At 72.9% G+C, this 6,806-nt stretch carries 3 protein-coding genes and 1 pseudogene; 1 reads left to right on the top strand and 3 read right to left on the bottom strand.

From position 1 onward, the window contains the following. From ACZ5WK_RS03420 to ACZ5WK_RS03410, 3 genes and pseudogenes are all read right to left on the bottom strand, one after another. Positions 1-1,589: pseudogene (locus tag ACZ5WK_RS03420) on the bottom strand (hypothetical protein); the annotation flags it as partial. Positions 1,590-1,795: 206 nt separating this feature from the next. Next, complete coding sequence (locus ACZ5WK_RS03415; protein ID WP_465544482.1) at positions 1,796-3,340, bottom strand: lipase maturation factor family protein; 1,545 nt, start codon at positions 3,338-3,340, stop codon at positions 1,796-1,798. A 249-nt stretch (positions 3,341-3,589) separates the two neighbouring features. Further along, complete coding sequence (locus ACZ5WK_RS03410) at positions 3,590-4,663, bottom strand: GAF domain-containing protein (protein ID WP_465544480.1); 1,074 nt, start codon at positions 4,661-4,663, stop codon at positions 3,590-3,592. Positions 4,664-5,066: 403 nt separating this feature from the next. On the opposite strand from ACZ5WK_RS03410, the gene ACZ5WK_RS03405 reads away from it, so the two are divergent. Beyond that, positions 5,067-6,353, top strand: coding sequence for an acyl-CoA dehydrogenase family protein (locus ACZ5WK_RS03405; protein ID WP_465544478.1), 1,287 nt, complete (start codon positions 5,067-5,069; stop codon positions 6,351-6,353). Positions 6,354-6,806 lie beyond the last annotated feature (453 nt).

The following is a 6,806-nucleotide window of genomic DNA, read 5'->3' as shown; positions in this document are numbered from 1 at the left end:
TCGACCTCGGGCTCGACCTCGGCGGCAACGGGCTCGGCCTCGACCGACTCCGCCTCGACGGCCTCGGCCGGGGCGTCGACCTCGACCTCGACCTCGGCCACCTCAACCTCGGGCTCGATCGCAGCCACGATCTCGGTCTCGGCCACCGGCGCCACATTCTCGGGCTCGACGACCACGGGCTCGACGACCACGGGCGCGGGCTCCTCGGCCACGGCCGGCTCGATGTCGGCCACGGCCTCGGGCTCGACCTCGGCCACCTCGACCTCGGCCGGCTCGATGTCGGCCATCGCCGTGACCGAGGTGACGTCGACCAGGTCGTCGGCTGCGGGGGACGGCGCCGGGAGGGTGACCACGACGGGCCGGACCTCGACGGGCTCCTCGGCCGTAGCCTGCTCGGCCTCGACCTCGACCTCAGCCTCGACGTCGGCCTCGACCACCGCCTCAGCGTCGGTCTCGTCCTCGGCGTCCACCTCGGTCACGTCCTCGGCAACAACCTCCGGCTCAGCAGCCTCGACCTCGGTCGCAACGTCAGCCTCGGCCTCGACCTCGGCAGCCGGCTCCGACACCGCCTCGGTGGTCTCCTCGCGCCCCGTCAGCCCGTCCCGCTGCCCGCCGGCCAGAGCCTGGCGGGCGCTGAAGGCGGCCTCGGCGGCGCGGCGGTCGGCGCGGGCGGCGGTGAGCTCGGCGAGCAGTTCGCCGAGGCCGGCCTCCTCCAGGGAGGTGCGCAGGGAGCGGATGGTGGGGAGGCGGTACAGGGTGCCCTCGTCGGCGGCGAGGCGCTCGACCAGGTCGATGAGCTCGCCGACCGGCAGCGCGTCGAGGTCGTGCTCGGGCAGCAGGCGGCCGAGGTCGCGCAGGCCGGCGCCGATCGCGTCGAAGGCGGCGGCGGTCCCTTCGGCCAGGGCGCCGTCGGCGGGCGGGACGGGCAGCGCGCCGGTCGGGGCGAGGACGGCCCAGGCGCGGCGCTCGATCTCGGCGGAGGCGAGCGCCTCGTGCAGCTCCTCGGGGCGGACCTTGCGGCCGCCGGCGGCGAGCGCGGCGGCCTGCTTGCGCAGTGCCCGCACCTTGAGGAAGGAAAGCTTGACACCGCGCTCGCGGCGCCAGGCGCGGTCCGCGGTGGCGGCGACGAGCGCGTCGAGGTCGGCGTCGTACGCGGCGCCGGTCAGGGTGGCGGAGGTCTGGTGGACGCGCTGGAGCGTCTCGGCGAACAGGGCGGCGACCGCGATGGTGCCGGGCTCGTCGAGCTTGGCGTCGGCGGCGAGGGTGGTGACGGCCTCCCAGGTCTGCTGGAGGTCGCGGCCGCGCAGTTCGGCGAGGACGGTCGAGGCGGCGCGGGCGTCCTCGGGGGTGGCGACGGTGTCGACGGCCGCGTACCAGGCGTGGGTCTCGGCGGTGAGGGTGAAGGCACCGAGTTCGGCGTAGCGGCCGAGTTCGTCGCGGAGGTCGGTGTCCGCCGCCTGGCTGCGGGTCTGCTCCAGGTCCTTGGCGTCCTTGGCGTCGTTGGCGTCGGCGTCGGCCGTGGCGGCGTCGGCGGCCTTGGCATCGGCGGCGTCGGCCGCGTCGGCGTTGCGCGAGTGAAGCACTGTCATGTGAGGTCCGGTTCTGGGCGACTGCGGCGGGGCGGGCGGCGAGGGGGACGGCGGACCTGGTGCGCACGGTTGCCCCGGCGGGTGGGGCTGGGGCGCGCGGTCGGCCTGCCGGTTGTGGAGGCCAAGAATACGGGTGCCCGTTCGAGCCTTGCACGCACCCACCGCCCTCCGGGCCGGTGTGGCGTGCCACACCGCTCGCCTGGCCGCTACTCGGGAGGGCCGGGCGGGTGGTGCGGCGCGGGGCCGGGCGGGTGACCGGGCCGTCGGCGCAGCCCGTCCATCGGCACGGTGCGGGTGCGCCGGCCGAGCGGTGGCCGGTAACCGGATCGGGTGAGGGTGTCGAGGCTGACCGGCGCCAGGTACTCGTGGAGCGCGGTCCGGTGCCACCAGGCTCCGGTTTCGCGCAGTTCGCGCCAATCGGTGAACCGGTAGAGGTGGAGGGTCGCCCGGACGTGGGTCGGCGGGGCGTCGGGGAAGGGGTTGTGGCGCAGCAGCCGCAGGGTGTCCGGGTCGTTGGCGAGCAGCCGGGCGACGAAGGGCAGGAACCAGGGCCGGGCGTAGGCGGGTGAGATGCCGGCGAACCACATCAGCCAGTCCAGGCGCAGGTGGTACGGGGCGTACTGGCGCGGGAGGCGGCGCACGTCGCCGGGTTTTCCCTTGAAGCCGTACTCGCGCCAGACGGTGTACGGGGTGACTGCCGGCTCGTCGGTGCCTTCGACGACGACCTCCTGACGGATGCGGTTGACGCTGCCGAAGGCGCCGTAGGTGTTGACGAGGTGGAGGCGGTTGAAGGAGCGGTTCATGACCTGCCGGCGCGAGACCAGGTTCCGTACCGGCCAGTAGCTGAGGACGGCGACGGCGAGGGTCAGCGCGATCACGACGCCCTCGAACCAGCCGGGCGTGCCGCCGTACGCGTGAAGGTGGGCGGGCAGGCCGAGCCGGGCGGGGTCGACGGCGGCGAGGGCGAGCGTGATGGTGAGCCAGTTGAGCCAGGCGAAGTTGCCGGAGGCGACCAGCCAGAGCTGGGTGGCCACGATCACGCAGGCCGCGTAGGTGGCGGCCGGCTGCGGGAGGAGGAGACCGACCGGGACGAGGAGTTGGGTGACGTGGTTGGCTGCCGCCTCGACCCGGTGCAACGGGGCGGGCAGGTGGTGGAAGAACCAGCTGAGCGGGCCGGGCATGGGCTGGGTCTCGTGGTGGTAGCGCAGGCAGGTCAGGTCGCGCCAGCAGCTGTCCCCGCGCAGTTTGATCAGTCCGGCGCCGAACTCGACCCGGAAGACCAGCCAGCGCATCAGCCAGAGCACCAGGACGGGCGGCGCGGTGTCCTCGTTGCCGAGGAAGGCGGCCAGGAAGCCGGCCTCCAGCAGCAGGGACTCCCAGCCGAAGGAGTACCAGGTCTGCCCCACGTTGACGATCGAGAGGTAGAGCACCCAGAGCAGCGCCCAGAGGAGCACCGACGCCCAGAGCGGGACGGCGTCGCCGAGCCCGGCGACCAGGGCGGCGGAGGTCGCGGCGCCGGTCCACGCGACGGCGGCGAAGTAGCGGTCGCTGTAGTGGAGGTGGAAGAGGCCTGGCGCCTCGCGGAACGACACCCGGGCGGTGAAGCGGGGGACGGGGAGCATGCCGTCGGTGCCGATCAGGGCCCGGAACTGGGCGGCGGCGGCGAGGAAGCCGGTGAGGTAGACGGCGGCCAGCAGCCGTTGCACGAGCAGCCTGCTCAGCCAGTACTCGGGGGCGGCGAACCAGTCCATGCGGCCCATGCCTACCACCGGCCCGGGCCGCCGGGCACCGGCGCGGGTGTGCGACGGTGCCGGTTCACCCGCCCGGCACTGGGCGGCGCCGGTCGACGCGGGCCGCGGGGTGCGCGTGCCGCGGGGTGCACGTGCCGCGTGCCGCGGGGTGCACGTACTGCGGACAGCACCGTGGCGGGGAGCCTCTCCTCGGGGGTGAGAGGCGCCCCGCCACGGTGGCGGTGGGCCGGACGGTGGCCGGGTGCGGGCTCAGCCCGGGAGGACGAGGCCGGTGTTCCCGGCGCCGAGGCCCGGGCGGCCGGTGGTGGCGCCGTTCTGCTGCAGCCGGTCGACCAGGAGTGCGGCCAGCGTGCCCAGCTCCTCCTCGGTGCGGGACTGCGCGGTGACGTCCATGCCGACGGTGAGGACGCCGTTGACCTGGCCGGTGCGCGCGGCCCGCAGGGGGGTACAGGTGAAGCTGAAGATCTGCTGGATCCGCTGGGCGTCCGGCCGGGTGGAGTTGATGCGGACATCGTTGAGGACGGTGGCCCGCCCGGTGTGGTACGCCTCGGCGACCGCCTGCTGGAGGCCGGCCGCGCCGAGCTGCGGGTAGGCGTGGCCGATCGCGCCGTACGCCGCCGGGGCGCCGAAGATGTCGGCGTGCTGGGCGTTGGCGTAGCGGATCTCCTGGCCGGGGCCGTCGGTGAGCATGATCGGGAAGGGCGAGCCGTCGAACGCCGCGAACATCTCCTGCTGCTGGGCGAGCAGGTTGTCGCGCAGCCGGATCTCGGAGAGCAGCGCCTCGGCGAGGTGCTGGATGTCGCGCAGCCGCTCGCGGCCCCACTGGCGGGGTTCGCGGTCGAGGACGCAGACGGTGCCGATGACGGTGTTGCTGTCGTCGACCAGCGGGGCGCCGAGGTAGGCGCGCACGCCGAGTTCGTCGACGACCGGGTTCCCGGCGAACCGGGGGTAGGCGAGGATGTCGTCGAGGGCGAGCGGCGAGCGCTGGGCGACGACGTGCGGGCAGAAACCGTGGCTCAGCGGCATCTGACGGGTCGGAAGGTCGAACGCGATGCCGCGATCGGCCCAGGAGGCGCCCCCTTCGGCCGCGTTCTCGGCCGAGCTTGGCGGAATATAGAGCCCCCGGAACATCTGCCGCTCGTCGTTGATGAAGTTGACCATCGCGATGGGGGCGCGGGTGATGCTGGCGGCCAGGTGAGCGAAGCGGTCGAAGGCCTCGTCCGCGGTCGGTTCGTTGAGACCCAGGCTGCGCAGCCTGCGGGTCCGCTCGGACTCACCGCCGGCACCCGGGAACTGGCCTGGAGTGCTCATCACATCAGTCATGGCGCACATGTAATCAGACATCCGGCACGATCCGCGCTCCCGGCCCACCCGGATCAAGTTTGCTGATGGACAGTCAAAGGTGCATGTGAGCGGCGTCCGGACTGGTCGTCAAAAGTGGGGGAAGATCACTTCCCCGCTTCGCGGCCTTTCAATCCTCGGCCGTCCCCAGGCGATCCGATCACGCCAATCAAAGATCAACTCTGGAGACACCCGGATCCCCATACAACAATGAGCCCTGCCGAAAATACGGACGGTGTCCCCCGTGACACGGTCCGCACTTCCGCACGCACCGGCTGCACTGGGGCAGCCGACCGCCACCCCAACTCCCCACCCTCGGGCGGCCGGCGCGGATCGGCTGTATGGACGGAGGCACGACCACCCCCCGAACCCGAGAGGACCCAGCATGGCGATGGACTACTTCACCGACGAGCGACACGAGAGCCTTCGCGCGGAGGTGCGTGAGTTCGCGGAGAAGGAGGTGCGCCCGCAGGTCGCCCGGATGGAGGCCGACCGCCAGGTCGAGTTCGAACTCTCCCGGGAGATCGCCCGCCGCGGCTGGATCGGTGTCACCATCCCGCAGGAGTTCGGCGGCCTCGGGCTCGGCCACCTCGCCAAGACCGTCATCGTCGAGGAACTGGCCCGGGTCAGCGGCGCGATGGGCGCCATGGCGCAGGCCTCGCAGCTCGGCGTCGCCAAGGTCATCCACTTCGGATCCGACGCCCAGCGCCGGAAGTGGCTGCCGCTGTTCGCCTCCGGCGCGTCCCTGCCGACCATAGGCGTCACCGAGCCCGAGTCCGGCGGCCACGTGCTCGGCATGAGCGGCACCGCACACCGCGAGGGCGACGAGTACGTGCTCAACGGCCGCAAGTGGTTCGTCGGGAACTCGCACATCGGCGACGTGCACGGCGTGGTGTTCCGCACCGGCAAGGGCAGCAAGGGCCTCTCCGCGTTCCTGGTCGAGAGCGACCGCCCCGGCTTCCGCACCGGGGACCCCGGCTCGCAGAGCGGCCTGCACGGGTTCAGCTTCGGCGAGATCGTCTTCGAGGAGTGCCGGATCCCGGTCGCCAACCGGCTGGGCCGGGAGGGCCAGGGCCTGGACGTCGCCTACTCCTCCTCCACCCTGTACGGCCGGCTGAACCTCGCCGCCGTCGCCCTCGGCATCCACGTGGCGATCGTCGAGGACACCGTGCGGTTCACCGAGGGGCGGATGCTGTACGGCAAGCCTCTCTCCCAACTGCCCAACATCGCGCTCAAGCTGGGCGAGATGCAGTCCCGGCTGATGACCGCCAAGCTCGCCGCGTACCACGCCTCCCACCTGCTCGACCACGGCAAGCCCTGCGACGCCGAGCTGATGAACGCCAAGCTCATCAACACCGAGTACGCGCTGGACTCCGCGCGCAACGCGATGGAGATCCACGCCGCCCGGGGCCTGCAGGCCGAGTTCCGCATCGAGCGCTATCTGCGTGACGCCACCCACGTCTACCCGCCGGCCGGCACCTCGGACGTCCAGCGGCTGCGGCTCGGCCAGGTCGCCGCCGGAACGTACGGCAAGCAGTGGTCGGCGGAGCTGTCCCACCTGGCCGGCTGGGCCTGGTCCGAGCTGGGCGAGCGCGAGTCCGCCGCGGAGGCCGAGGCCGAGGCGGGGCAGTCGCTGGAGGCGGCGCTGCTGCACCTGCCGATGGCGGTCTGAGGCGGTCCGAGACGGACGGGGGCGGGTCCGGGTCACCCCGGGCCCCCGCCCGGGCCCGCCGGATCCCCCGCATCCCTCGGGTCGCCCCGGGCACCTCGGGCCCGTCGAGCCGCTCGGGCCCCGGGGTGACCCGAGGGGCCGGCGCGGCCGGATTCGCCGTCTGGGCGGACGCCACCTCGACCCGCTAGACTTGACCTGTTCCTGACGACTTTCCGGAGGCCGGTCCTCGGCCTCCGGAAAGCCGCCGGCACGTCCGGACGCGGCGCCACGACCAGCGGCGATCCGCATCCCGGAACCGTTCCGGATGACGGACGAACGGGTCATTGGCCGTTCACATACCGTCAGTTGATGTTGCCGCGGGGGCACCTGGGGCTGGTAGCGTGCCATGCAGTCGGCGGCCGTGCTGCACCCCGTCCGGACGATGACACAGCGTCATATCGTCCGGCACCCCTC

This window comes from Kitasatospora sp. NPDC032757 (assembly GCF_055579305.1).
The sequence above is the reverse complement of the archived record's forward strand: the minus strand, read 5'-3'. Positions and strand labels throughout refer to the sequence as shown.

Bases quoted from the DNA above. Each gene is read 5' to 3' on its own strand.
- ACZ5WK_RS03415 (WP_465544482.1), bottom strand. From the start codon at position 3,340: ATGGACTGGTTCGCCGCCCCCGAGTACTGGCTGAGCAGGCTGCTCGTG.
- ACZ5WK_RS03410 (WP_465544480.1), bottom strand. From the start codon at position 4,663: ATGACTGATGTGATGAGCACTCCAGGCCAGTTCCCGGGTGCCGGCGGT.
- ACZ5WK_RS03405 (WP_465544478.1), top strand. From the start codon at position 5,067: ATGGCGATGGACTACTTCACCGACGAGCGACACGAGAGCCTTCGCGCG.